At 36.1% G+C, this 25,432-nt stretch carries 24 protein-coding genes, 1 tRNA gene and 1 other RNA gene; 11 read left to right on the plus strand and 15 right to left on the minus strand.

Going from position 1 to position 25,432, the window contains the following annotated elements; genetic code table 11:
• Positions 1-7 precede the first annotated feature (7 nt).
• From QJV33_RS08840 to QJV33_RS08855, 4 genes are all read right to left on the minus strand, one after another.
• Positions 8-571, minus strand: a complete 564-nt coding sequence (locus QJV33_RS08840) for a 5-formyltetrahydrofolate cyclo-ligase (RefSeq protein WP_281462984.1) — start codon at positions 569-571, stop codon at positions 8-10.
• Between the two features lie 16 nt (positions 572-587).
• Positions 588-745: non-coding RNA, 6S RNA (ssrS, locus tag QJV33_RS08845), on the minus strand.
• A 9-nt stretch (positions 746-754) separates the two neighbouring features.
• Positions 755-1,096: a cell division protein ZapA gene (locus QJV33_RS08850; RefSeq protein WP_281462985.1), complete on the minus strand. Its 342-nt coding sequence runs from the start codon at positions 1,094-1,096 to the stop codon at positions 755-757.
• 3 nt (positions 1,097-1,099) lie between these two features.
• Positions 1,100-1,381: a hypothetical protein gene (locus QJV33_RS08855; protein ID WP_281462986.1), complete on the minus strand. Its 282-nt coding sequence runs from the start codon at positions 1,379-1,381 to the stop codon at positions 1,100-1,102.
• A 155-nt stretch (positions 1,382-1,536) separates the two neighbouring features.
• On the opposite strand from QJV33_RS08855, the gene QJV33_RS08860 reads away from it, so the two are divergent.
• The gene (locus QJV33_RS08860) at positions 1,537-1,998 is read left to right on the plus strand and encodes a hypothetical protein (protein ID WP_281462987.1); all 462 of its coding nucleotides are present in this window, start codon (positions 1,537-1,539) and stop codon (positions 1,996-1,998) included.
• 104 nt (positions 1,999-2,102) lie between these two features.
• Complete coding sequence (locus tag QJV33_RS08865; RefSeq protein ID WP_281462988.1) at positions 2,103-3,020, plus strand: class I fructose-bisphosphate aldolase; 918 nt, start codon at positions 2,103-2,105, stop codon at positions 3,018-3,020.
• A gap of 65 nt (positions 3,021-3,085) precedes the next feature.
• Here the strand turns inward: QJV33_RS08865 and QJV33_RS08870 are convergent, their stop codons facing one another.
• From QJV33_RS08870 to QJV33_RS08920, 11 genes are all read right to left on the minus strand, one after another.
• The gene (locus tag QJV33_RS08870) at positions 3,086-4,441 is read right to left on the minus strand and encodes a glucosyltransferase domain-containing protein (protein ID WP_281462989.1); all 1,356 of its coding nucleotides are present in this window, start codon (positions 4,439-4,441) and stop codon (positions 3,086-3,088) included.
• A 119-nt stretch (positions 4,442-4,560) separates the two neighbouring features.
• Complete coding sequence (locus QJV33_RS08875; protein WP_281462990.1) at positions 4,561-5,565, minus strand: glycosyltransferase family 2 protein; 1,005 nt, start codon at positions 5,563-5,565, stop codon at positions 4,561-4,563.
• Positions 5,562-5,945, minus strand: a complete 384-nt coding sequence (locus tag QJV33_RS08880; RefSeq protein ID WP_281462991.1) for a GtrA family protein — start codon at positions 5,943-5,945, stop codon at positions 5,562-5,564. Before QJV33_RS08880 ends, QJV33_RS08875 begins: the two co-directional genes overlap by 4 nt.
• 167 nt (positions 5,946-6,112) lie before the next feature.
• A complete protein-coding gene (locus QJV33_RS08885; RefSeq protein ID WP_281462992.1) occupies positions 6,113-6,862 on the minus strand; it encodes an IS6 family transposase in 750 nt (249 codons plus the stop codon).
• Between the two features lie 139 nt (positions 6,863-7,001).
• Positions 7,002-7,964, minus strand: a complete 963-nt coding sequence (locus QJV33_RS08890) for a GTP-binding protein (RefSeq protein ID WP_281462993.1) — start codon at positions 7,962-7,964, stop codon at positions 7,002-7,004.
• Positions 7,965-8,087: 123 nt separating this feature from the next.
• Entirely contained in the window at positions 8,088-8,750 is a 663-nt protein-coding gene (locus QJV33_RS08895) for a transaldolase family protein (RefSeq protein ID WP_281462994.1), read from the minus strand.
• A 298-nt stretch (positions 8,751-9,048) separates the two neighbouring features.
• Positions 9,049-10,476 carry a type I glutamate--ammonia ligase gene (glnA, locus tag QJV33_RS08900; RefSeq protein ID WP_281462995.1) on the minus strand — a complete coding sequence of 476 codons (1,428 nt, stop codon included), beginning with the start codon at positions 10,474-10,476 and terminating at the stop codon, positions 9,049-9,051.
• 82 nt (positions 10,477-10,558) lie between these two features.
• The gene (locus QJV33_RS08905; protein ID WP_281463410.1) at positions 10,559-10,897 is read right to left on the minus strand and encodes a P-II family nitrogen regulator; all 339 of its coding nucleotides are present in this window, start codon (positions 10,895-10,897) and stop codon (positions 10,559-10,561) included.
• Positions 10,898-11,179: 282 nt separating this feature from the next.
• Entirely contained in the window at positions 11,180-12,565 is a 1,386-nt protein-coding gene (locus QJV33_RS08910; RefSeq protein WP_281462996.1) for a glucosyltransferase domain-containing protein, read from the minus strand.
• 303 nt (positions 12,566-12,868) lie between these two features.
• Complete coding sequence (locus QJV33_RS08915; RefSeq protein ID WP_281462997.1) at positions 12,869-13,513, minus strand: PadR family transcriptional regulator; 645 nt, start codon at positions 13,511-13,513, stop codon at positions 12,869-12,871.
• Between the two features lie 44 nt (positions 13,514-13,557).
• Positions 13,558-13,746: a hypothetical protein gene (locus tag QJV33_RS08920; protein ID WP_281462998.1), complete on the minus strand. Its 189-nt coding sequence runs from the start codon at positions 13,744-13,746 to the stop codon at positions 13,558-13,560.
• Between the two features lie 372 nt (positions 13,747-14,118).
• On the opposite strand from QJV33_RS08920, the gene uvrA reads away from it, so the two are divergent.
• The 9 genes from uvrA to QJV33_RS08965 all read left to right on the plus strand — a co-directional run bounded on the left by uvrA (position 14,119) and on the right by QJV33_RS08965 (position 25,382).
• Positions 14,119-16,998, plus strand: a complete 2,880-nt coding sequence (gene uvrA / locus QJV33_RS08925; RefSeq protein WP_281462999.1) for an excinuclease ABC subunit UvrA — start codon at positions 14,119-14,121, stop codon at positions 16,996-16,998.
• A 243-nt stretch (positions 16,999-17,241) separates the two neighbouring features.
• A complete protein-coding gene (gene ssb / locus QJV33_RS08930; RefSeq protein WP_281463000.1) occupies positions 17,242-17,757 on the plus strand; it encodes a single-stranded DNA-binding protein in 516 nt (171 codons plus the stop codon).
• A gap of 35 nt (positions 17,758-17,792) precedes the next feature.
• Entirely contained in the window at positions 17,793-18,134 is a 342-nt protein-coding gene (locus tag QJV33_RS08935; RefSeq protein ID WP_281463001.1) for a hypothetical protein, read from the plus strand.
• Positions 18,135-18,140: 6 nt separating this feature from the next.
• Positions 18,141-18,605 (plus strand): YhcH/YjgK/YiaL family protein, encoded by a 465-nt coding sequence (locus tag QJV33_RS08940; protein WP_281463002.1) that lies wholly within the window; start codon positions 18,141-18,143, stop codon positions 18,603-18,605.
• 625 nt (positions 18,606-19,230) lie between these two features.
• Complete coding sequence (gyrA, locus tag QJV33_RS08945; protein ID WP_281463003.1) at positions 19,231-21,999, plus strand: DNA gyrase subunit A; 2,769 nt, start codon at positions 19,231-19,233, stop codon at positions 21,997-21,999.
• An 8-nt stretch (positions 22,000-22,007) separates the two neighbouring features.
• Positions 22,008-22,541 carry a pantetheine-phosphate adenylyltransferase gene (coaD, locus tag QJV33_RS08950; protein WP_281463004.1) on the plus strand — a complete coding sequence of 178 codons (534 nt, stop codon included), beginning with the start codon at positions 22,008-22,010 and terminating at the stop codon, positions 22,539-22,541.
• Positions 22,542-22,560: 19 nt separating this feature from the next.
• Positions 22,561-23,043 (plus strand): peptidylprolyl isomerase, encoded by a 483-nt coding sequence (locus QJV33_RS08955; RefSeq protein WP_281463005.1) that lies wholly within the window; start codon positions 22,561-22,563, stop codon positions 23,041-23,043.
• Between the two features lie 91 nt (positions 23,044-23,134).
• Positions 23,135-23,210: transfer RNA gene (locus tag QJV33_RS08960), tRNA-Lys, on the plus strand.
• Between the two features lie 480 nt (positions 23,211-23,690).
• Positions 23,691-25,382, plus strand: coding sequence for an alpha-keto acid decarboxylase family protein (locus tag QJV33_RS08965; protein ID WP_281463006.1), 1,692 nt, complete (start codon positions 23,691-23,693; stop codon positions 25,380-25,382).
• The last annotated feature ends 50 nt before the right edge of the window (positions 25,383-25,432 follow it).

Below are 25,432 nucleotides of genomic sequence, written 5' to 3' on the forward strand. Positions count from 1 at the left end.
TAAACCCTTATGTATAAATAATTTCTAATTCTGTAATGATCGCTGATAAACCAAAGTCGAATTGCTCTGTTGGCACCATTGGGACTTCTTGATATGAAAACGCAACCCCCGCAGATTTTGCATCAGGGAAATGCTGTAACGTACGATCATAATATCCCCCACCGTAACCCAAACGGTTCCCTTTACGATCAAATCCCATTAATGGAACCAAAATAAAATCAGGCTTGATGATTTCTGTATTAGGATAGATCGTTTTATATCGCCCTTCTTGCATCAACGCCGTTGGATACCAAGAGTAAAAAGTCAACGGATTGCCTTTAATAGGCGTTTTAGGAAGTGCTACTTGGAATCCTTGTTGATATAATTGATGCATTAATGGTCTTAAATCAGCTTCATCTTCCAAAGGCCAAAAACAAGCAATGACATCTTCTTGGTTACAAACTGTAGGAATGAAACGGAGTATATTTTCAATAAGAGGCAATATATATTGATTGTGAGATTGCTTAAATTGGTTTCTTAAGCTTTTGAGCTGATGCCTTAATTGCTGTTTTTGTTGTAAAATATCACTCATTTACTTAACTAAATTATATGAAGCCGCCTTAGCCGTCGGTCTATCAACTCTTCCAGACCTGTCAATACAGGTGGGTGCCAGTATAACGAGACCACGGTCACGACAGCGCCAGCTCCCTAGGAAGTGATTATCGGCCCGGGAGTATGTTTTACCTAACAAACTAGGCAGCCCCATAAATGGACTTTATGATAAATTTAATTTCTCTGCAATAGATTCGGCTCGTTCGGCAAAATCATCAAGTTTTTTTCTTAATTCTTGGTTTTCTTTTTGCAATTGCTTCAATTTTTGCTTGTCTAATTGCTTTTCTAAACTGGCAATATATTTTTCCATTTCATAGAGCTTGTCCGCCATTAATAAACTCGACAAGGCAAGAATTCTGCCCTCGCCGCTTTGACCGCCAATTTGGCGGATAAGATCAATATGTTGCTCTACGACTTTTGCCATTGCTTGCAAATGTGGCTCTTCACCATCGTTACATCCAACAGTATATCCATATCCATTAATTGTGATTGTTACTTGCGCCATTTATTATTCTCTGAGTCCGTCTATTTGTTCTGCTGCTTCTAGTTGTTCCAGTATCTCTTGCATATGGGTGATTAAATTATCTAAATTTGCAAGAACAACTTCTTTTCTCTCTAGATCTTCTTGTACCTGTAGATTGGCACGATTGCTCTGGTCTGCAAGAAAATTTTCAAGAGATGTAAGGGCATTGTCCAAACGTTGTTCAGAAGAGGAAGGCACAATTGGTTGAGGTGATATTTGTAAATTTTCATCTTGAACATTGATATCTATCGTGTCTGATTCTACCACTTCTTTTGCCCCCTGTTTATTATAGCAAACAAATAACTTTACTATTCATCAAAGGTTCTTTATCTAAAGTTTCATTACAATACAAGCTAATCTGTGATATACAGAAAAACCCTTAAAAACTGTTTGTAATAATGATAGAAAACCCTTATATTTTTTTGCACAAAAAAACATTCACAACAGCATTAAACCAATATTTAACACAAGTTAAAACGCCTTGCTTTGTTGTCAACCATCTTGCACATATCTACTTTATTGCAGAAATTGCCAAAAAAACAAGTATAAATGCACGAAATACTTTTGAAAATGATCCTGTTTTTAGTATCATATCCCCACCAAATGCAGTAACTTATCTGGGGGTACGTTGGTGGCTTGCATTTATCAGTCAAGCGTTAATGATCTTGCCTCAACAGAAATTTATTAATATTTTAGACTGTTACGATCACGCTGGATTGGCAATGGCTGCAATCAGAGAAGGACAACAATATATTTTGTTCGAATCGACCTCTCCATATTTTATAACTTTAAATAACCGTGCTCAAAATTCAAATACGCAAATCATCAGCACCAAACCAAATCCATTTGATTTACTGAATTTACGTTTTAAAAAGCATAACTGACGAGCTTACGTAATATCTATTGCTCACTATAATATGAATAGCATTATTTAGTGATCTATACTAGATTCCTAGCTATAAAATCAACATATATAGGTAAATTAAGCATGAAACTCACTTCTGAAGTGAAGCGTATTCTTGACAATTATGAAACAGATAGCGCCGCAACGAAAGCTAACCTTGCCCGTCTTTTGATGCACGGAAAACTAGGTGGTACAGGAAAATTATTGATCCTGCCAGTCGATCAAGGCATGGAACATGGACCTGCACGTTCGTTTGCTGCTAATCCTGCTGCTTATGACCCACATTATCATTATAAAATAGCAATTGATGCGGGCTTAAGTGCTTATGCCGCTCCGCTAGGCGCGTTGGAATGTGGTGCATTTACTTATGGGGATCAAATTCCTACCATCCTCAAATTAAATAATGCCAATAGCCTAAGCGATATTAAAAACCAAGCTATTACAGGATCCGTTCAAGAAGCTGTACGACTTGGCTGTATTGGTATTGGATATACAATTTATCCCGGCAGTGATTATTGCTATGAACAAATGGATTTCTTACAAGAATTAATCAGAGAAGCCAAAGCCGCTGGATTGATTGCTGTTGTATGGAGCTATCCTCGTGGTGGTCCATTCTTGGATAAAGCCGGCGAAACAGCAGTGGATATTTGTGCATATGCCGCGCATATTGCCGCACAAATGGGCGCACATATCATTAAAGTAAAACCCCCATCAGACCATTTATGTTTGCCCGCTGCTAAAAAAGTATATGAAGATCAAAAAATTGATATTTCCACATTGACGAAACGTGCAGAACATATCATGCAATCTGCCTTTGCTGGACGTCGCTTGGTCTTATTTTCTGGCGGAGAACAAACAAGCGAAAACAGCTTATTTGAAACTTTCCAAAGCTTAAAAGACGGTGGCGCAAGCGGTGGTATCATCGGCAGGAACACTTTCCAACGCAAACGCGAAGATGCATTGGTCATGCTAGATAAACTGATTAATATCTTTAAAAATTAATACCAGAAAAATCATAATGTAGAAAAACTACATTATGATTTTTTTATTGACGTACTATGTATCGTTTATTTGTAATTTTTTGCTTTTCTTAATAAATCTGCACAATGAATGATTATACAATTATTTTTACATTTATCAGCAGATTCTAAAACTAGACTGCTATTATCAATTTGGTAACTTAATCCTTTTAATTGTTTAATTGACCGAGCAATCCCTCTTAAAGCCCATGATGTTTGTATAGATGTGTGACCAATTTCATCAAATAGATTTATTTTGGTGAACGCACTTTCTACTGGATTTGAAATATCAAATCTAATTAATCCACTATATCTTGCTGGTAATATACTCATTATCTCTTGAGTTAATGCTTGATATTCTGCTTGTTGCTGCCTAATAAAACCACTATAAATATAATGTTGAGTATAAATACCAATCATAAACAACATACAACCTAAAATAATCTTTATATTAAATTTAGGTAGGTATTGATTATAAATATTTACTAAACCAAATAAAATTATAGTTATAATTATAAAATACAACCCAACAGAAGACCTTGTTGCAATCCAACTCTCTTTTGCCAACAAGGCAGGAACCATAATTCCAATTGTTAACAATAATGTAAGTAATATTTTTAAAAATCCTTGACGTTCTTTAAAAATATAAACAAGACCACAAAAAATAAATATTATACTTATAATGGTATAAATCAAACTAGGAGTAATATTATAATTATTAACTGCTATTTTTAATGGTCCATAGAAAAACCATTTCACCTTTGATATAAAATCAGTATTTAGATTGCTTCTATCAATAACATATCCATATAATAATTTTGGCACTACTTTTATAGAAAGAAAGGCAGCTATCATAGCAATCATAAGAGCAATAGCACTTAAAACTAAATTTAATAAATTTAGTTTTCGATTATCAATACAATTATGTAAAAAAACAAAGTATAAAAATAACATAGCAGTGGGTTGATATATAAAAAAAGAACATATCAAAAAAACATTACTAATTAAAAATCGAGAAATTGTTGTATTTTTATTTTCATCAAACATATTATAATATGCTAAACCAGCAAGCAAAACTGACAATACAAAAACAAAACACGTAGCCCATGAGTTATAAACAACAATCGAAGGTAAAAAAACGAGAAATAGAGGCAAAAATAAAACAAAGTTTTTATTGGTTACTTGTACTCTACGGCTAAGAAAAAAATAGGTAAAGCTACATAATATAATAGTTGTAATGACTGAAAATAATCTTAACCAAGATAATCTTGGTACATTAACCATATGAGATTGTACTAAATATTGAAATAGACCATAAATGGAGCGCCCATTTTCAACATCCCACTCTAACAAGCTTCCTGAATGCCCAATAGCAATATCAAGCATTGCATAATCATCTGTCATGGCGTAATGCTGTGATATTACAGGAAAATAAATAAATAAATAAAACAACAGCAGTATAAAATAAATATACTCTATATTGTTTTTTTTTTAAACAATCCAAAATAAATTTAATTCTTTTTTCATTCCCAATGTCCTAATTTTATATTTGTTTTTTCATCGATAAAAAATTTAGGACGTCGCTTCGTTTCCATATATATTTTACCAATATACTCCCCAATGACACCCAGGGATAGCAGCTGAACACCGCTTAAAAAGAAAATAGAAATAATCACTGAGGACCACCCCTCAATAACTTGTCCAGTAAATTTAGCAATTAAAATATAAATAATCGCTAGAAAAGAAAAGAAACATGTCAAAAACCCTAATGCACAAATTAAACGCAAAGGAGTTACTGTCAACGAAGTAACTCCTTCTATCGCCACCCCTAACATCTTTTTCAATGGATATTTTGATTCACCTGCAACACGTTCTTCACGTGTATAAAATACTTTATCACTATTAAAACCAAGTAACGGAATTAATCCTCTGATATAAAGATTCTGTTCTTTAAATTCTAATAAAGCAGCCAAAGCTCTTTTACTTAACAACCGATAGTCAGCATGATTTTCAATCTGATTAACGCCCATTGCTGACATAGATCCATAAAATATATTTGCTGTATTTCGTTTAAAAAAACTATCACTCGAACGATTGTTTCTCACGCCGTAAACAATTTCATTACCTAGCATATATTTATCAACCATTTGTTCAATACATTTGGTATCATCTTGTAAATCAGCATCAATACTTATACAAATATCTGTTTCAACAACAGATAACCCTGCGATCAAAGCTGTTTGATGCCCACGATTGCGCGATAATTTTAATCCTTGAACATAGTGTGATTGTTTGGCTGCTTCTGTAATTTGTAACCATGTATTATCTTTACTGCCATCATCGACGAATAAAATATGACTATTCTGTTGAATTTTTTGTCTTGAAACCAAATCGGTTATAATTGCCTTTAATGCCTGAACACAATAGATAAAGGCTTCTGCCTCGTTATAACAAGGCACCACAATGGTCAAAGAAGGAATAGTCTCCCTGATTTGCAAATTCTTATCGCTTAATATCTGATTATTCATTTCATAACCCACATTTTATTCAAAACAAAGCCAGTAATTGTATAAAATCCCATACCACATAGCTGTGCAAGATATAGTCTATAGTCTGCAAGATATGTTTGATTTCGAAAAAGTAAGAAAAAAACCTTTATTGCTATCAAATTAACAAGGTAAGCAATTAAACAAGCAATCAGAAATTTTAAAAGTTTCTTAAAACTTAATACCGCAGAAAACGTAAAAAGAGAGTTGAGAATAAAACTAAAGATAATACCCACAGCATAGCCAGTTGCATTTGCGACATAAAGACCTATACCATAATAAGTCAAAGCACAAATCACAATCATAGTCAATAAAGTATTCGCAAGACCAACGATGATGTATTTACTAAAAACAACCCACATTTTATCGATTTCAAAATTATATATAAAACATTAATCATTTAAATCATATTTTAATCTAAGACAAAACATCTAATATCAAAATACCGATTTATAAAGCGATAAATACAATCGGTCTTGTCGCAAATATTGAATGGTGCTGTGATTAGCCATAAAGCTAGCTAGCTAATTTAGACGGGTATATTATTATTTAAACCGAATATGCTTTGAATGAGCTTTATTTGTTCGTTGATTGTCCATTTTCCTTTAAAACCCAGTCCTTTTTTAATCCAGAGAATGGCCTCATATCCTTTGAGTGTTTTCCTTGCGGTATGAAAAGACTGAAAGCAACCATTCTTTGGGATAATTCTCTTTACTCTAAAATGATCATTTTCTATTCCCTGTTGTAAAGATTTCTTGGTTTCATGAACGCAGTGATTGGGAAGGATATACTCATTCTTCATGGTTTGTATGGTTTTTGGAAACGGTAATGCTTTATCTGTTCCAATATGGGTTGGAGCGAATAGACCCTCTTCTTTAAACGCCTTTCTAAAGAAACGTTGTGCTGCTTTGATATTTCTTTTAGCTGTTAATAAGAAATCAATAGCAGTTCCATTCTTATCAATGGCTCTATATAGATACTTCCACTGACCTTTTACTTTGATATAGGTTTCATCAATCCTCACCTCACCACAATGGGGTTTTCTATAGCTTCTCAAACGTTTTTCTAATAGAGGAGCATAGCGTAATACCCAACGGTTTAACGTGCTATGATCTATATTTATCCCACGTTCTAAAAACAATTCCTCAATGTCTCGATAGCTAAGACAATAGCGTAAATACCAGTTTACCGCTTGGATAATCATCAACCCACTAAAGTGGCGACCTTTAAAATCATCCTTAGATCTTAATATAAGCTTGCTATAGATACCAATAGACATAAATCGTTCCTAAAATATAAATACTCACTCCATTTCTACATCATACTAAAATACATAATTAAATTTGCGACAAGATCCATGATATGCAAGACATCGAAAGTGAACTCAAAGACAGTATGAATTTTATCCGTAATAATCTTTAAAGATCATTAAATGCTTTTCTGAATTCTTGTTCAGGCAAAGCAATGCCAATAAAAACCAGCTCTGAAAAAGGTGCCTCTGATCCTGTCCACGGGGATCCAAATTCGCTATTATGAATTTGCTGTATTCCTTGCAGTAAAAGGCGTTCTGGGATGTCTTTTATATAAAGAATAGCTTTATATCGTAACAGTTGATCTTTAAAATTAATTAGTATTTTGTCAAAAAGCAAAGATAGGGTCTGTAATTCAAAAGGTTCAGATCGTCTAATAACAAATGAATTGACCTGTGTATCTAATGGATTTGAAGGTAATTCTTGGCATTTAAAATTGGGCTGAGAAGATAAAGAAAAACCATTAAGTTGATCCAAGAGTGTTAAATCTAATCGTCCATTGATAATGGAATGAATCTTTGCTCTGCTATTCATATAAGCAAGTTGTTTGATAAAATCCTGATATCGGTTTTGTATCAGGTCTGTTTTACTTACTAAAATTAAATCAGCATACCCAATTTGCGCCTGTGTGACATGAAAATGTTGGAACTGATATGGTGCATTGACGGCATCAACAAGGGTAATGACGCCCTGTAGCTGAAAATAATTTGAGATAAGATCATGTGTTAAAAATTTTTTGATAATCGAACCAGGATCCGCCATACCAGTGCATTCAATCATCAGTCGAGAAAATTCAGTTTGATGAGTTGATAACTGATTAATGAGCTCTAATAAAGTCATTTCCAGTTCAGCATGGCTGCTGCAACAGATGCAGCCATTTTGTAAAGTCTTGATATGTAAAGATTGATTTTCTTGTGATAAGACGATGCTATCTAACGCAGTATTGCCCAATTCATTTTCAATAACTGCGATTTTATGTGTCGTTTGATGATATAAGATATGATTGAGTAAGGTTGTTTTTCCTGCTCCAAGAAAACCAGTAATTATAAACACAGGAATAGGGGAAATCATGAGTGAGCTCTTTATTACAAGTCAGAAAAATATTCGCAATGTTATAAATAAAACGCGAAACATAAAATTATATTTCGCGTTTGCTTAAACTATCCAGAGATAAAAAGATTAGATAAAACTATTTTACAAGTAGTCTGTGCTAAAAGCACCTTTCCACTTTTCTTCGAATTGTGTCACTGCAATTGCAACCGCAGGATCGGCAAGGAACAAATCAAATACTTCAGGAGATAAAGTGATCCCTTTACAACCAATTAACATACATTCTAAAGCCTGTCTTGGGCTTTTAAAGCTGGCTGCAATAAGTTCACTTTCTGGTGCATGCATTGATAACAGAGATTGAAGTTCAGAGACAACTTCTGGACCGTTTCCGCCTTGCGCGTCAATGCGGCTGACATACGGAGAAACATATTTAGCACCAGCAAGAATACCCAATAAACCTTGAGCTGAACCATATACGGCAGTTGCCAAGGTTGGTATATTTTGTGCACTTAATTCTTTGATAACTTGCAGACCCTTTGGGGTTACAGGCACTTTTACAACCAGATTATCAACACGTTCATATAGCTTTTGTGCATCAGTAATCATACCTTCTACTGAAGATGAAATAACTTGCGCGAAAAGTGTGCCTTTGCCACCTAGAGCATCTCTAATCGCAGGGAGTAGGTCAAATAATTGGACCCTGCCAGTCGCAACAATTGCTGGGTTTGTGGTTACCCCCCAAACAGGGAACGTGGCGGCGATTCTTTTGATTGCTTGAACGTCAGAGGTATCTAAAAGTATTTTCATAGTCTTATAAACCTTTTATTGGAATTAAAAGAAATCAAAATAGTTATTTATATATTGAAATTAATAAAAAGAATAAATTGAAAGAAAATATATATATCTAAATAATTTAAATTATAAAAACAACGGCATAGATATCTTCTGTTGGTTGTTTTTACTTTATTTCAAAAGAGCAAAAAGAATTAAATATTTTAATTACTTTAATGAGAACCAGTTTAATCCAAAAAGGCTTTTTTGTTAAGTCATAATCAAAAAAATTAATTTTTTGTGATGATCTAACAAAAAAGCACATATTCAGTTTTTAGACAGAGTAATACATTTCAAATTCTATAGGATGAGGCATATGTTCAAAGCGATATACTTCTTCCCATTTGATTTTTGCGTAGCTTTCAATTTGATCTTTGGTAAAGACATCGCCCGCTAACAAGAAATCATGATCCGCAGCCAAAGCGTCCAATGCTTCACGTAAAGAGCCACAAACGGTTGGGATTTCTTTAAGCTCTTCTGGAGGAAGATCATATAAATCTTTGTCCATTGCATCACCAGGATGGATTTTATTTTTAATACCATCAATACCAGCCATCAACATTGCTGCAAATGCAAGATATGGATTAGCTGTTGGATCTGGGAAACGAATTTCAACGCGTTTCGCTTTTGGACTGGTTACATATGGAATACGGCAAGAAGCAGAACGATTACGAGCAGAATAAGCCAATAGTACAGGGGCTTCAAATCCAGGAATCAAGCGTTTATAAGAGTTTGTTGATGGATTTGTAAACGCATTTAATGCTTTGGCATGTTTAATGATACCACCAATATAATAAAGTGCTTGATCTGAAAGATCAGCATAGCCATTACCAGCAAAATTAGGTTTGCCATCCTTCCAAATTGATTGGTGAACATGCATTCCTGTGCCGTTATCACCATAAATCGGTTTTGGCATAAAGGTTGCTGTTTTTCCATAAGAATGGGCGACGTTATGCACACAATATTTATAGATTTGCATGTAGTCAGCAGAACGAACTAAAGTAGAGAATTCAATCCCTAGTTCATGTTGAGACTGAGCAACTTCATGATGTTGCTTTTCAATAGGAAGTCCCATTTCCCCCATTGTTGTTAACATTTCTGCACGAAGATCATTTTCGCTGTCTACTGGAGGTACAGGGAAATAACCACCTTTAACGCCTGGGCGATGTCCCATATTTCCTTCTGGATAATCTTTTAGATTAGAGCCAGGTCCTTCAATGCTGTCGAGTTGGTGAATTGCAAAGTTAGGACCTGTTCCGAATTTAACATTATCAAAAATAAAGAATTCAGCTTCTGGACCAAAGAAAGCTGTATCCCCAATCCCTGTGGATTTTAAATATTGTTCTGCCAATTTTGCAGTAGAGCGTGGATCACGGTTATAAGCGACACCCGTTGCTGGATCAATAATATCACAAATCAAGATTAATTGTGGCTTTGCCGTAAATGGATCCATAACTGCGCTGGTTGGATCTGGCATTAAAATCATATCGCTTTCGTTGATTGCTTTCCAACCTTTGATAGAAGAGCCATCAAACATAATACCATCTTCAAAGATTTCTGCTTTGATGGTGGTCACATATTGCGTTGTATGGTGCCATTTTCCACATGGGTCAGTAAAACGAAAATCCACAAATTCAATTGAATTTTCTTGGATCATATCCATGACTTTGGAAATGGATTCTTCTTTGGAGATATTAGACATTTTTAATCTTTCCTGTGCCTTTTGACTTAAAAATATGAAAACTATAATGAGTCATTATTTAGAGTTGATTTTGAATGATATGTTATAGGGCTTCTGTACCACTTTCGCCGGTGCGAATACGAATAGCATTTTCAACAGGCATGACGAAAATTTTTCCGTCCCCGATACGTCCTGTGCGTGCAGTATTCATAATGATTTCTACGGCGCGCTCTACCAAATCTTCGCTACAGACAAGTTCAATTTTAACTTTGGGCAGAAAATCAACAACATACTCAGCCCCACGATACAGCTCGGTATGTCCTTTTTGTCGCCCAAACCCCTTGACTTCGGTAACGGTAATGCCTTGTAAACCAATTTCTTGCAAAGCTTCTTTTACTTCATCAAGTTTAAAAGGTTTAATGATAGCTTCAATTTTTTTAATCATTCAATTTCTCTTAAATAAAGTTAAGCAAATAGTGTTTGCCTCGTTATTCAGATAGAATTTCATAGTTTCTATGAAGGGTATTAAAGACCATTTTATAAGTAATTGTCCAGCAAAAATTATTGCGCGTTTTGTTGTTTCCGCCTAAAAATTAAGCAGAATTTGATTAAAACAAATCCTTGTGTATAGATTTTATGCAAATTTAGATGGATATAATTGCTGGATAAAGTTGATCTGAATAAAGTGCCTTTTTCTTAGTCAAATTTTTATTGATTGAAAGAATTACATCTTGCAAAAATCTTTTTTAGCGGTATGAAAATCAATAAAGATATTTCCTTGATAAAAATAAAGCGTATAAATTTTTGTTTTGATAGAGTGTATGTTTGTATTTCCTATTGACGCTAATTCAGTCGTAAATTGGCACATTTTTTTTGTATCGCCTGAAAACGTATAAGGTAATATAGTGGACATTTTTACTGCGATAAGCCAATCGAAATTTTGCTCGCCATATAATGGTAAGAACAAGGGAATTCTGGAGGCTAGTTTCTGATTGCTTTCTGACAATGGAAAAGGATTTAATACAAATATTTGTGCAGAGGATATGTTCGGTGTATGTCCGATATCATAGCTAATATTTGTCATGGTCATATCAAAAAATTGGTTTTGATCTTTTAAAAAATTCCCATAGCTATAGCTGAATGAAAAACAAAAACAACAAAATAAAAAGTAAAATATATAATAAAGTGTTCTAGAAGCAAGGGATATAATATAAAAGGAAAATACCCATAAAAAAGAGACCGCAATCAGCAATCGTACGTCGCTGATGTCTGTTTTAAAAAGAAGGCTGGCACCTTCAGCCGTTAATAAGAAGATACTATAGATTAAGCAGACGATTGCAAAATTAATAACAATATGAATTGGTTTGATTTGTTTTTTCTTGATTTGTTGATACTGAAAGACAACAAAAGAAAGGAAGGTCACCACCGCAGTGATATAGAAAAGATAGTTACTCTTAAAAAACAGTAATTTAATGTAAGAAATGGTTTGTAGGATATTGGTTTTTACATTGGCAAGGTTGATAATAATGCGATCTGCCGAGCCACCAAATAAATATGGATATGTCTGTTTGTATATGAAACAAAAAAGAAAATAAATACCTAGGCTAATGAGTGCTTTTATATAAATCTTTTGCTCATTATTCCAATTATTTTGCAGATAATAAATAAATAATACAAATACCAAAGTATTTACATATATTCCTATGGTAGTTTGATATGAAAATATAATGATAAAAGTCAGTAACGCTGTTAATGGAATATAATATTTTGTTCTTATAATGAGTAACGCAGAGATGACCGCACAACAGGTTGCAATTGTCATGGGAAGGCTGTCGTAACCAAAACTCATATTTTGCAGATAAAAAGGGTTTAAAAAAATCAAAGAAATTAAAGAGCAAGAATAAAAATCAATTTTTTTAAAGAGCGTTTGTGCTGAATAAAGAATGGTAAACGTGATACAGGCAAGGGATAAAATCTGCGTTAAGGGTGCTGTATAAACACCATCCGAAAAAGTAAAAAAATTAATAATCCACTTGCTGATAAAACGTCCTTCGCCAACCCACCCAAGATTTAGAAATAAAACTCGGATATAATCATCTCTATATTTCATATTCAACGAGATAATCGGGTAATAATAAAAGTCAAAGAAAATAAAAATGAATAAAAAGTTAATCTTATTCTTTATAATAAATTGCTTCATTTATATTCTCTATTTCTAACCCTTAGTATATAGAATATAATCTATACACCAAGTTCCTTGCTTTTAAAATATAATTGGTTAGTGAAGAGTAATTCCTCTCACATCTTACTTACTATAATAAGTGTGATGAATTGAGTTTAATCGTTGAAAGAGGGCTAAACTTAGTCCAATAACACCCAAGGTGATGATGAAAATATATTCAGTTGCGATCATTTATTTATGCTCTTCATTGATGTTTTGAAGAATTTCTTCGGTGGCTTTTTTAAGGATATTTTCAATTCGTTCTAACTCCTCTTCGGAAGCATTTTGTTTTCCTCGTAATGCTATTTTCAGAGCGTGACGGGCTTCATAGAGTTGATAGGATTGTTTGGTTTTCTTTGGATTGTCTGAAAAAATATCGCGTACTTCGTTCATATGTTGACCAATACTGGCCAATTTATCCCATAATAAAGTCGCTTGCGCTTTTGATTCTTCCAAGGAATCTTTGCCTTCTTGAGTAATATGATATTGTTTGCGATTACCTTGTTTTTCTACGGAAACTTTATCAGTTTCATGTAAAAAGGTGAGGGCAGGATAAATGATTCCCGGGCTTGGGGTATACATGCCGTTGGAATGTTCCTCGAAAAATTTGATCAGCTCATATCCATGAGCAGGCTGCGTATTAAGTTGTTTCAGAATCAATAGTTGCAATTCTTCCGAGGTGAGCTTGCGACCTCTGGTTAATAAATGATGGTCACCACCTGATAAAAAAGCATGTTTTTTTCTGTAATGATGGTGATGTCGTTCATTCATATCATCATGATGAAAACGGTGTTGATTGTGATGATGTAAGTTGTGATGTCTTGAATGGTATTTCATATTGTAAAAATATCTTTCATTATAGAGTTGTATGTTAAAGAATATTATAAGGATTCTTTATATTCACGTAAGCGCAGCTGTTGACCAGTATAGTTCCTGAAAACATTTATTTGGATACGCTGCTTACGGTGTGTGTTTAGTAGTCGAAAGGTAGGAGGGGAACGATCATGATTATTATCATAACAACGATGATCGTTTGGATGCCTATTGGCATGTATAATTATTTTATTCATGACTCGTTTATATCTTAAGATATATTTTATGTCAAATATATTTTTTTACAGCTTGTTATTATTTTAATAATCGATTGATATGATATATATATTTTGAAACCCGAAAAGATATTTTGTGAGTTGTCCTAAGCATAAAAATCAATTCAATATAAAAGGCATCAACCCTATATTTGTAATATTGTTTATCGTGACGATGATATATCATATTTTTGATAATTCGTGCCTTTGACTGATCTTATATCGTTTACACTGTATTTAAACCATCCAAATTTACCTCATTTCATCGCATAGTTTCATATAAAAACCCTTTAAAGAAATTAAAATATTATCTAGACTACGTAACGTATATCATTAAGAGCAATAATAAATATCATGAATTCAAAGCAAGTCTCCCCCCTCACAACTTTGGTTGTCAGAGGTGCTAAAGTCCATAATCTTAAAAATATTGATGTGAATATTCCTAAACACCAATTAACAGTGATTACAGGGTTATCAGGTTCAGGAAAATCCTCTTTGGCATTTGATACGATTTATGCTGAGGGACAACGTCGTTATGTCGAAAGTCTTTCTGCGTATGCGCGTCAATTTCTGGAGTTAATGGGAAAGCCTGATGTTGAATCGATTGAAGGTTTGTCGCCTGCAATTTCAATAGAACAGAAAACAACCTCTAAAAATCCACGGTCAACAGTGGGAACCATCACAGAAATTCATGATTATATGCGTTTGCTTTGGGCGAGGGCGGGAACCCCTTACTCTCCAGCAACGGGGTTACCGATTGAGGCACAAACGGTCAGTCAAATGGTTGATCGAGTGATGGAGTTACCTGCAAAAACACGATTAATGTTGTTGGCACCTGTGGTTCGGGCTCGTAAGGGGGAATATAAAAAAGAACTGGCAGAGCTGCAACGCAAAGGCTTTACTCGTGTTAAAGTAGACGGAGATTTGTACGATATTGGCGATGTTCCCAATCTAAATCGTAAAGTTAAACACACGATTGAAGTTATTATTGATCGTGTTGTTATCAAAGAGGGCATTGAAGGGCGTTTGGCGGATAGTTTTGAAATTGCTCTTTCTTTATCTGATGGTTTGGCAAGCGTTGAAGAAGTCTTGCGCGAAGGTGATGATAAGCAACCCATTACATTGAGTTTTTCTGCTCGTTATTCTTGTCCAGAAAGTGGTTTTACACTTGAGGAAATTGAACCGCGACTTTTTTCCTTTAACGCACCGCAAGGGGCTTGTCCTGCTTGTGACGGGATTGGTACAGAAAGTTTTTTTGATCCACAATTGATTATTCCTAATGAGTCTCTATCGCTTCAAAAAGGGGCTATTTTGCCATGGAGCAATAGCTCACTCCCTTACTACAAACAGGCATTAGAAAGTATTGCTCGTCATTTTAAATTTGATATGGATACGCCTTGGGAAAAAATTCCAAAAGCAGTACAAGAAATCATCTTACATGGTTCTACTAAAGGTATTCCTATTACTTATCATGATGAAAAACAATCTTATACGTTGAATCAGCCTTTTGAAGGGGTGATCCGTAACCTTCAAAAAAGATATCATGCAACGGACAGTCTGTCTGTCAAGGAAGAGCTGAATAAATATCGTGCTGATTATCCTTGTCATACTTGTCATGGTGCGAGATTAAAGCCAGAGGCTTTATGCGTTAAAATCGATCAAAAAAATATTGCCGAGATTTCAGAGTTTGCGATTCAACAAGCGTTAGACTGGTTTTCAACGGTTGAAGGAACCTTGACACCACAAAAAGCAGAAATTGCCCATCGTATTTTACGGGAAATCATTGAACGGTTACATTTCTTGAATGATGTTGGACTGGATTATTTAACCCTTTCTCGAGGCTCGGCAACCTTGTCTGGTGGAGAAAGCCAACGTATTCGGTTAGCCAGCCAAATTGGTTCTGGATTAACAGGTGTTCTTTATGTGCTTGATGAGCCCTCAATTGGATTGCATCAGCGCGATAATGAACGTTTACTCGGCACATTAGAACGTTTAAAAGGCTTGGGAAATACCTTGATTGTTGTTGAACATGATGAGGATACGATCAAAGCCTCTGACTACTTAATTGATATGGGACCTGGCGCAGGTATTCTGGGAGGGAATGTTGTTGCCGTTGGCACCCCAGATGAGGTCGCAGCTAATCCAAAGAGCCTTACAGGGGATTATTTAAGTGGTCGAAAATATATTCCGATTCCAAAAAAACGTCGTAAGCTTAACAAGAAACAACTTTTGACGCTTGCTGGTGCGACGGGGAATAATTTGCGGGATGTTACTGTTGATTTTCCGTTGGGAAGTTTTATTGCCGTTACAGGGGTTTCTGGGGGTGGGAAATCAACCTTGATTATCGATACGTTATATAAAGCCTTATCTCGGCAATTGATGAAATCCAATATGGTTCCGTTTCCTTATAAAAATATCAAGGGGCTAGAGCATCTTGATAAAATTATCGATATTGACCAATCCCCCATCGGGCGCACGCCAAGATCAAACCCAGCAACTTATACCGATTTATTCACGCCTATTCGTGAATGGTTTGCAGAATTACCGGAAAGTCGTGCTAGAGGATATAAACCTGGACGCTTTTCTTTTAATGTCAAAGGTGGGCGATGTGAAGCATGTCAGGGTGATGGTGTTATTAAAATTGAAATGCATTTCTTACCTGATATGTTTGTGACCTGTGATGCGTGTAAAGGTGCCAGATATAATCGTGAAACGTTAGAGATCAAATTTAAAGGACATTCTATTGCTGATATTTTAAACCTGTCTGTTGATGAGGCGGTTCCTTTGTTTGAAGCTGCACCTCGGATACATGATCGTTTGAATATTCTCCAGCAAGTTGGTTTGGGATATATCCACCTTGGGCAACAAGCAACGACCCTTTCTGGAGGAGAAGCACAACGCATAAAACTCTCCAAAGAACTTGCCCGACGTGCGACAGGACGGACTTTATATATTCTCGATGAACCCACAACAGGATTACATACCGAAGATGTGCGTAAATTATTAGAAGTCTTGCACACCTTAGTAGAGCAAGGCAACACCATCATTGTGATTGAACATAATTTAGAGGTCATTAAAACCGCAGACTGGGTCATTGATCTTGGGCCAGAAGGTGGTAATGGTGGTGGACAAATTGTTGCAATCGGCACGCCAGAGGATATTGCCAAGGTTAAAGCAAGTTATACGGGGCGCTTTTTGAAGCCCATTTTACAGAAAAAACATTATCTAGAGTGAAATAGCGTGCTTTAGTTCAAAGGTGACATAAAATGATATTAATTTTTACAGAGAACGATTTCTAATGGAAAAATATAGTGAAGTTTATGTTTGCATTGAGTTAAAAGCGGTGGTTGTAAGTAAGATTGATAATATTATATGTGCAATTTGAATAAAAACCTTGAGCTTAGATGTGAAAAAATAGTAAATATTAAGTCAACGATATACGAGATTAAATATTATTTGTGATTAAGGTAAAAGATAATGGCTGGCAGTGTTAATAAAGTAATTTTGGTTGGGAATTTGGGTAAGGATCCTGATGTCAGAACCACTCAGATGGGTACCAAAGTGGTTAATTTGACATTGGCAACCAGTGACACTTGGAATGATCGTCAAACGGGCGAACGCAAAGAAAATACAGAATGGCATCGCGTTGTTATTTTTAATGAACGTTTGGCAGATGTTGCAGAAAAATATCTACGGAAAGGTCGTAAAGTTTTCATCGAAGGACAATTAAAAACACGTAAATGGACAGATCAACAAGGAATGGAACGTTATACAACCGAAGTTGTTGTGGATCGTTTCCGTGGAGAGTTGGTATTGTTAGATAGCAATCGTAGTGGCGGTGATGACATGGGATATGAATATGGTTCCTCCACCACACCGATGGCACCAGCATCACGTCCAGCGATGTCTTCGCCTTCTCAAAATAAATCTGGTGGTGGTTGGGATTCCTCTATGCCAGGAAATAATGATTTAGATGATGAAATTCCATTCTAAATTCCTGTTTTTAAAAGATTTGGAATAGTCATAACATGTTTATGGTAATTCTTTTTTTGGTATTTATTTCTATTATTTTGCTGTTAGTCAAACATAAAAGAAGTCGGCATAAAAAATTGATTACCATTGCAATCATGATGTTAATGGTTGGTATGATATGTTGGGGATACACTGATCTTATTTTCGCGCTTGCGCCTTCGCCGAAAAGTGGGAACGGTTACTTCTTTGCACTGGTAAATAAATCTTGGGTTTGGACAATTGGGATGGGGTTTTTGATGCTATCGGTTCCAATTACTCTATTTTGTTTGTTCAGCAAACCCAAAATGCTGGATGAGACTGAAAAGCTCTTAGAAGACAATAATGATTTATACGGATAATTACACATGATTTTAGGTCATATTCATCACAAAACACCTTTCCTTTTTCCAACAATTATACAAAAAGGATTGGATTTTCTGAGTAATTTAGATCCACAACAAATCAAACTAGGAAAAGTTGAAATTGATGGCGACAAGCTCTTTGCTGAGATTGTAGATACGGTGACGCATTTAAAAGAGGAATCTAAGCCAGAAAGTCATCAGAAATATATCGATATTCACTATTTAATTTCTGGTACAGAATATATTGGTGTCAGTATTGATACCAAAAATAATCCAATCTATCGACCTTTTGCATCGGGAAAAGATATTCAGTTTTATGAATCTGTAGAACATGAAAATTTTATAAAATTATTCCCTGGTAGTTTTGTGATTTTGTTCCCTCTAGACATTCACAGACCTTGTTGCTGTTTACAAGAACCTGTTTCTATTCGTAAAGTCATTGTTAAAATCGCGATGAGCGAAATATAGTTCGTCAGAGAGATAAGTAAACCTTTACCAAAGGCTTGTTGGCATACCAGACTTAAATCATTATCATGAGTAATTCGATGTTTTGCCCCTTGTATAAGGGTGATTAAATCGTATTTAACAGGCGTATTATGGGTTTCAATTACTCCAAATGATATGTTTTGATACTGTTATCGTCAATATCACGAGAGAGTATTGATATGTTAATATTCTTTACAAAATCATTTATTAAAATATTTGTGTATAAACAAAATATATAGCATCAATTTCTACATTTTAATCTTTTTACCAAGGTTAAATGGACGGCTTTGAAGGTCAAAAGCAAGTCTTGTTGAATATGTCATTTGCATTTTTTGTGATAATTAACGAAACATCTCATAGATTACAGTGCTAATCACGATAACGATGAAGTCTTACTTGTTTTTTTCTTATAAAAAACTTATAGTTAATGGCTGTAAATGATCGTTTTTATATAAAGTATTTATATAGCTTGATAGCTCGTTGTGCATATGAATAACAATGTTACAAGCAGAGCAAAATGTGAATATATAACTGCTTTACGATAATGTTATGATCTATCTTTAAAATTTTTATTTTATAATAATTGTAATTAAATACTGGATCTACCTTGACCGATTTGCCAGAAAACACCCTTACTCCGTTGACTGATATTGTTCCTGTAACCGTAGAAGAGGAAATGCAGACCTCTTATTTGGCGTATGCTATGTCAGTTATTGTTAGTCGTGCTTTGCCAGATGTGCGTGATGGGTTAAAACCTGTCCATCGTCGTATTTTATATTCTATGTTTGAAAGCGGTTTGACCGCCGATAAACCTTATCGCAAATCAGCCCGTGCAGTTGGGGATGTGATGAGTAAATATCATCCTCATGGGGATTCATCCATTTATGATGCAATGGTGCGGATGGCGCAACATTGGTCGATGCGTGTTCGTTTGGTTGATGGGCAAGGGAATTTCGGTTCTGTTGATGGGGATTCTCCTGCTGCGATGCGTTATACCGAAGCACGTTTGGGAAAGCCTGCAACGTTTTTGTTGGAAGATATCAATCAAGATACGGTTGATTTTCAGGCAAATTATGATGAAACAGAGTCAGAGCCTGTTATTCTTCCTGCCATCTATCCCAATCTATTGATTAATGGTGCCTCTGGGATTGCGGTGGGGATGGCAACGAATATCCCTACGCATAATCCAACTGAAATTATTGATGCGACATTAGCATTGATTGAAAATCCAGAAATGGATTTGCCGGAACTTATGCAAATTGTGACGGGACCAGATTTCCCTACGGGTGGGGTCATCCTTGGGCGTTCAGGTATTCGTAGTGCTTATGCCACAGGTCGAGGCTCTGTCTTAATACGCGGTCGTGCAAATATTGAGGAAATCCGTAAAGATCGCCAAGCGATTATTATTACTGAAATCCCGTATCAAGTGAATAAAGCCACGTTACAAGAAAAAATTGCAGAGTTGGTTCGTGCTAAGCAAATTGAGGGCGTATCTGATATTCGTGATGAAAGTGATCGTTCAGGAATGCGGATTGTTATCGAAATTAAACGCGATGCAACGCCTGATGTGGTTTTAAATCAGCTATATCGCTTTACGCAATTGCAAACCTCGTTTGGTGTCAATATGTTGGCACTCAATAATGGTAAACCTCAATTATTGGGGCTAAAAGATGCATTAACGGCATTTATTACATTCCGTGAGGAAGTGATTTTACGTCGTGCAAGATTTGAACTGAATAAAGCAAGAGATCGTGCGCACTTATTACTTGGGTTAATGTTGGCAGTCGCCAATATTGACGAAGTAATTGCGTTAATTCGCTCTGCTCCTGATGCAGCGACGGCACGTGAACAATTAATGCAACGCTCTTGGGCAGCAGCAGATATTCAATCTTATTTAGACCTTATTCAAGATGACGGAAATATCTTGGAAGATGGACGAGTTTATCTTAGTGAAACCCAAGTTCGCGGGATTCTTGAGTTGCGTTTGCAACGTTTGACAGGGTTAGAACGTGAGAAAATCCAAAGTGAACTTATTGAAGTTTCTAAACGGATTGAAGAATTACTAGAAATTATTGCAAGCCATATTCGTCGTATGGAAATTATGCGTGATGAGTTATTGCGCGTGCGTGGGGAAATTGGATGTCCTCGTGCAACTGAGATTGTCGATTATGAAGGCGACCAAACTGATGAAAGTCTAATCGAGCCTGGTCAAATGGTGGTGACCATTACCAGAGATGGCTTTATTAAACGCACACCATTAGAAGCCTTTAGATCTCAAAATAGAGGTGGGCGCGGTCGAAGAGGTGCAGGTAGAAGAGGGGATGATATTATCACGCGTTCCTTTAATGCACATACCCATCAATGGGTAATCTTTTTTTCTTCAGGGGGGAAGGCATATCGTGCAAAGATTTGGCATTTACCAGAAGCCAGCCCAACTTCAAAAGGTCGGGCATTGGTCAATTTATTACCTGATCTTGGAGGGGATGAAATTACTGCTGTTCTACCATTGCCTCAAGATGAGGAGTTATGGGCAAATCTTTACCTTATCTTTGCGACTTCCAAAGGGGGTGTTAGAAGAAATAGACTGAGTGACTTTGGTAATATTCGTTCCTCTGGTTTGATTGCTATGAAACTGGACGAGGGTGAACGTTTAATTGGGGTTGCGACTTGTCATGAAGGGCAAGATATTTTCTTGGCTTCTAAAAAAGGGCGTGCTGTTCGATTCCAAATTACTGATGACACGGTTCGTGTGTTCTCTGGTCGTGCCAGCACGGGTGTACGTGGTATTCGCTTAGCAGATGATGATGAAGTGATGTCTTTATGTATCTTAAATCACGTCGATGCCTCTGTTGCAGAAAGAACAGCTTATATCCGTTACAGCAACGCCAAACGCCGTGCAGAAAATGTCGATATCGCGGAAGATGTTGAAGAAATATTTGAAGCTGAGGAAGATGATGGCAGTGCAGATACAGAATTAACGACTGAACGTTTAAGTGAACTGCAACAGGGTGAAGAAATCTTATTAACAGTGACGAATGCGGGTTTTGGTAAACGTTCAACGGCTTATGATTATCGTGTCAGTGGTCGTGGTGGTTTGGGTTTATCAAATATGAATCTAGCAGGTCGAAATGGTACGGAAATTGTTGCTACTTTTGCGGTGTTGGACAATACAGATGTGATGTTGATCACCGATAAGGGACGTTTGATCCGAGTCCCTGTCAATCAAGTTCGTATTACGTCTCGTACCAGTATGGGTGTGACGTTGTTCCGTATCGATGAGGGCGAAACTGTCAGCAGTGTTTTCCCAGTTATTGATGATTCTGTGGATGATGAAGATGGCGAAATTGCCGAAAGTCAAGAAAATGATGAGGTATAGATCATAGAATGATCGATAACAAAGAAACAACGCGGATCGGATTTTATCCAGGTACGTTTGATCCCATTACTAACGGTCATCTTGATATCATCAAGCGGGCAGTTGGTTTGGTTGACGAGCTGATTATTGGGGTTGCGCTGAATGAGAATAAGAGCCCTTTATGGTCTCTTCAGGATCGAGTTGAATGTATTCATGAGGCGTTAATCGAGGAGTTCGGTGAATCGTGTCGGATTCTTGGTCATAAAGACTGTGCAATCAGGGTTATCGGGTTTGATAATTTATTGGTTGATTGCGTCAAAGCACATAACGCCAGCGTGATTATTAGAGGACTACGACAGGCGACTGATTTTGATATGGAATTTCAAATGTGCCTGATGAATCAACGTTTGGCTCCGGATATAGAAACACTTTTTTTGGTTGCAACAGAACAGAATCGTAGTATTGCATCTAGTGTTGTGAAAGAGGTCGGTCGTTTAGGAGGGGATATTTCCTCTTTTGTACCCAGAGCGACTCTTCGTAAATTTACGAATCAATTTAAATAATAATGAAGGATATTTAAAAATGGATACAACAGATCAAAATAAGATGCTTCAAATGGAATTAAAGCACGGGAATGTAAAAATTAAATTATATCCAGATTTGGCACCATTGGCTGCAGAACGTTTATTAACGTTATCCCAACAAGGATTTTATGATAATACCCCTTTTCATCGTGTCATCGAAGGATTCATGGCACAAGGTGGTGATCCAAGTGGTACAGGAACTAAAGGCAGTGATTTGCCTGATTTAAAAGCTGAGTTTACAAAAGCCGAATCATTTCGTAGAGGTACGATTGGGATGGCACGGACAATGGATCCTAATAGTGCAAATAGTCAATTTTTTATCATGTTCGATGATGCGCCACATTTAAATGGGCAATACACAATCGTTGGACAAGTTATTGAAGGAATGGAGTTTGTTGATCAAATTAAGCGCGGTGGTGGTGCCAACGGTATGGTCAATGATCCAGATCGCATTATTAAAATGTCAGTAGTGAACGAATAATTTTTTAAAAAAGTTGAAATAGTGGTTGACTTCTTTCTAAATAACCACTATTTCAATGTTCATCGCTTGATACAAGCGGTTCAAAAAAGAAGAGCCGGTAGCTCAGTTGGTAGAGCATTCGACTTTTAATCGAATGGTCGAGGGTTCGAATCCCTCCCGGCTCACCAAGATCATTAATTGGTCTTGTAACAGTTTTGATAATTGAACTTATATATCATTATTGAATTGTAGTAAAGAAAAAATAATATATTATAAGTTGAATTTTAAAACAGAGAATACAACCTTCGGTATCTACATTTTACATCCCATATATTTTCTTGTTTCTTTCCCTATATTCTAAGCAATTCATCTATTTCAATAAAATCACTAGATTGAAAAATTTTGATTCATGCTTATATAAAAATCGAAATATATTTTGTTATCTGACTTTGTCTTGCAACGATAGAATTGTGTTTTCTTTGTTCCATCACAATATTGCGATATAAAAAATGCTATGTTAGGCTAAACAAGGTTATTTAAGTGGCTTCTTATTAATGTTTTGATAATGTATTTATTGGATATTTTTAAAACACAAAAAAGTCATTTTAAAACATTAGTATTTAAGAAACTTATAAAATTAAGACTATTATATGTATAGGAGATTTCTGGTGGAATATACTGTTGGACAATATCTTGCTACCCGTTTAGCACAGCTTGGTTTGAACCATGTCTTTGCTGTTGCTGGCGATTACAATCTGACTTTGCTTGATGAAATGGCAAAAGTTGAGGATTTAGAGCAAGTTTATTGTTGTAATGAATTAAACTGCGGTTTCGCAGGTGAAGGCTATGCGCGTTCTCGTGTGATGGGTGCTTCTGTTGTGACGTTCAGTGTGGGTGCATTTAGTGCTTTTAATGCTGTTGGTGGTGCTTTTGCCGAGAATTTGCCTTTATTATTGATCTCTGGTGCTCCAAACAATAATGATTATGGCAGTGGTCATATATTACATCACACGATGGGATATTCTGATTATCGCTATCAATTAGAAATGGCTAAACAAATTACTTGTGAAGCTGTCTCTATTGCTCATGCGAACGAAGCACCTTGTTTGATTGACCATGCTATTCGTTCAGCATTACGTAATCGTAAACCTGCTTATATTGAGATTTCTTGTAATATTGCGAACGAACCTTGCACAGAGCCAGGTCCCATCAGCAGTATTACAAATAGCTTGATAAGCGATGATGAAAGCCTCAAAGCTGCTGCACAAGCATGTCTTGAAGCACTTGAAAATGCAAAAAATCCAGTGATGATTATTGGCGGTAAAATACGCTCTGCTGGATGTGTGATTTCAAAAAAGATTACTCAGCTTGGTAAGCAACTTGGATGTCCTGTTGCCACCATGGCACAAGCAAAAGGTCTGTTCCCAGAAGAAGAGCCAGAATATGTTGGCACATACTGGGGAGAAATCAGCTCTACTGGTGTAGAAGAGCTTGTAAGGAACTCAGATTGTCGCATTTATATTGGTGCTGTATTTAACGATTACTCAACTGTTGGCTGGGAATGTCAATTGCTTGATGACCACGATATTTGGATTTCTACACATCATACACGTATTGGTAAAAAAGAATTTAGCGGTGTTTATTTAAAAGATTTTATTCCAGTTCTAACCCCGCTTGTGAAAAAGAATTCAGCCTATTTGGAACAATTCAGAGCTAAAAATCACGCCGCTAAAACGATTCCTGTAGCAGAAGGTCAGGCACCATTAACCACAGTCGAGCTATGTCGTCAGATCCAAGGGATGATTACGGGTGATACAACATTATATCTTGAAACTGGGGATTCATGGTTCCATGGTATGCATTTCAAACTTCCTAATGGTGCACGTGTGGAATCAGAAATGCAGTGGGGGCATATTGGTTGGTCTATTCCTTCTATGTTTGGGTACGCAGTTTCAGAGCCAAACCGTCGTAATATTATCATGGTTGGGGATGGATCATTCCAATTGACAGCACAAGAAGTATGTCAGATGATTCGTCGTAATTTGCCTGTGATTATTATTTTGATTAATAATGCTGGCTATACGATTGAAGTGAAGATCCATGATGGTCCATATAATCGTATTAAAAACTGGGATTATGCAGGTCTGATTGATGTCTTTAATGCCGAAGATGGTAAAGGTCTTGGGATTAAAGCTAAGAATGGTGCGGAACTTGAAAAAGCTGTACAAACAGCATTGGCACACAAAGATGGACCGACTTTAATTGAAGTAGAGATCGATGCCCAAGATTGTTCTCCTGACCTTGTCGTTTGGGGTAAAAAAGTTGCTAAGGCAAATGGTAGAGCGCCTCGCCGAGGATAAAACTTAACTAATATTGAATTTAAAAGCCCTCTTTACTTTGCATAAAGAGG

Source organism: Commensalibacter nepenthis (assembly GCF_029953305.1).
Lineage (GTDB): Bacteria > Pseudomonadota > Alphaproteobacteria > Acetobacterales > Acetobacteraceae > Commensalibacter > Commensalibacter nepenthis.

Coding starts and splice junctions, on each gene's coding strand:
- QJV33_RS08840 (WP_281462984.1), bottom strand. CDS start 571: ATGAGTGATATTTTACAACAAAAACAGCAATTAAGGCATCAGCTCAAA.
- QJV33_RS08850 (WP_281462985.1), bottom strand. CDS start 1,096: ATGGCGCAAGTAACAATCACAATTAATGGATATGGATATACTGTTGGA.
- QJV33_RS08865 (WP_281462988.1), top strand. CDS start 2,103: ATGAAACTCACTTCTGAAGTGAAGCGTATTCTTGACAATTATGAAACA.
- QJV33_RS08870 (WP_281462989.1), bottom strand. CDS start 4,441: ATGACAGATGATTATGCAATGCTTGATATTGCTATTGGGCATTCAGGA.
- QJV33_RS08875 (WP_281462990.1), bottom strand. CDS start 5,565: ATGAATAATCAGATATTAAGCGATAAGAATTTGCAAATCAGGGAGACT.
- QJV33_RS08880 (WP_281462991.1), bottom strand. CDS start 5,945: ATGTGGGTTGTTTTTAGTAAATACATCATCGTTGGTCTTGCGAATACT.
- QJV33_RS08885 (WP_281462992.1), bottom strand. CDS start 6,862: ATGTCTATTGGTATCTATAGCAAGCTTATATTAAGATCTAAGGATGAT.
- QJV33_RS08890 (WP_281462993.1), bottom strand. CDS start 7,964: ATGATTTCCCCTATTCCTGTGTTTATAATTACTGGTTTTCTTGGAGCA.
- QJV33_RS08895 (WP_281462994.1), bottom strand. CDS start 8,750: ATGAAAATACTTTTAGATACCTCTGACGTTCAAGCAATCAAAAGAATC.
- glnA (WP_281462995.1), bottom strand. CDS start 10,476: ATGTCTAATATCTCCAAAGAAGAATCCATTTCCAAAGTCATGGATATG.
- QJV33_RS08910 (WP_281462996.1), bottom strand. CDS start 12,565: ATGAAATATAGAGATGATTATATCCGAGTTTTATTTCTAAATCTTGGG.
- QJV33_RS08915 (WP_281462997.1), bottom strand. CDS start 13,513: ATGAAATACCATTCAAGACATCACAACTTACATCATCACAATCAACAC.
- QJV33_RS08920 (WP_281462998.1), bottom strand. CDS start 13,746: ATGAATAAAATAATTATACATGCCAATAGGCATCCAAACGATCATCGT.
- uvrA (WP_281462999.1), top strand. CDS start 14,119: ATGAATTCAAAGCAAGTCTCCCCCCTCACAACTTTGGTTGTCAGAGGT.
- ssb (WP_281463000.1), top strand. CDS start 17,242: ATGGCTGGCAGTGTTAATAAAGTAATTTTGGTTGGGAATTTGGGTAAG.
- QJV33_RS08935 (WP_281463001.1), top strand. CDS start 17,793: ATGTTTATGGTAATTCTTTTTTTGGTATTTATTTCTATTATTTTGCTG.
- QJV33_RS08940 (WP_281463002.1), top strand. CDS start 18,141: ATGATTTTAGGTCATATTCATCACAAAACACCTTTCCTTTTTCCAACA.
- coaD (WP_281463004.1), top strand. CDS start 22,008: ATGATCGATAACAAAGAAACAACGCGGATCGGATTTTATCCAGGTACG.
- QJV33_RS08955 (WP_281463005.1), top strand. CDS start 22,561: ATGGATACAACAGATCAAAATAAGATGCTTCAAATGGAATTAAAGCAC.